We start from the raw sequence: 972 nt of genomic DNA, 5'->3' as shown, positions 1-972 counted from the left end.
AGCGGGCCGTAGGTGATGTACGTGTGGCCCGTGACCCAGCCGATGTCGGCCGTGCACCAGAACACGTCGTCGGGTTTCCAGTCGAAGGTCCACTTCATCGTCTGCGCGGCCCACAGCAGGTAGCCGCCGGTGCTGTGCTGCACGCCCTTGGGCTTGCCGGTCGAGCCCGACGTATACAGGATGAACAGCGGATGCTCGGCGCCGACCCAGGTCGGCTCGCACGTGTCGGATTCGCCGTCCGTGAGCTCGTGCATCCAGAGATCGCGATCCGCATGCCAGTCGATCTTGCCGCCGGTGCGGCGATAGACGATCACGCTCTTGACCGCTTCGCAGCCGCCTAGCGCGATCGCCTCGTCGGCGATGCTCTTGAGCGGCAGCGTCTTGCCGCCGCGGGCCTGCTCGTCGGCGGTGACCAGCGCGACCGCGCCGACGTCGACGAGCCGCTCGTTCAGCGATTTCGCGGAGAAGCCGCCGAACACGACCGAGTGCGTCGCGCCGATGCGCGCGCAGGCCTGCATCGCGACGATGCCTTCGATCGACATCGGGATATAGATGACGACGCGGTCGCCCTTGCCGATCCCGCGTTTCTTCAGCGCATTGGCGAAGCGCGACACGCGCGCGAGAAGATCCGCATAGGTCACGCGGGTGACGGTGCCGTCGTCGGCCTCGAAGATCACCGCGACGCGCTCGCCGTTGCCGGCTTCGACGTGGCGGTCGAGGCAGTTGTACGACGCGTTCAGTTCGCCGTCGTCGAACCACTTGTAGAACGGCGCGTTGCTCTCGTCGAGCACCTGGGTGAACGGCTTGCGCCACGTGAGGCCTTCGCGCGCGAGACGCGCCCAGAAGCCTTCGTAATCCTGCTCGGCCTCGGCGACGAGCGCGCGATAGGCCGGCATGCCGGAAATGGTCGCCGTCTTCTCGAGCGCCGCGGGCGGCGCGAACTGACGGGTTTCGTGAAGAACCGATTCAATC

Annotated in this window: 1 protein-coding gene; it reads right to left on the bottom strand. The window is 66.8% G+C overall.

The window, feature by feature from the left end; translation table 11 throughout:
- A partial coding sequence (locus CFB89_RS33800; RefSeq protein WP_256979849.1) for an AMP-binding protein occupies positions 1-971 on the bottom strand: 971 nt, incomplete at its 3' end.
- Position 972 lies beyond the last annotated feature (1 nt).

It is taken from the genome of Burkholderia sp. AU16741 (genome assembly GCF_002223345.1).
Classification (GTDB): Bacteria; Pseudomonadota; Gammaproteobacteria; order Burkholderiales; family Burkholderiaceae; genus Burkholderia; species Burkholderia sola.
The sequence above is the reverse complement of the archived record's forward strand: the minus strand, read 5'-3'. Positions and strand labels throughout refer to the sequence as shown.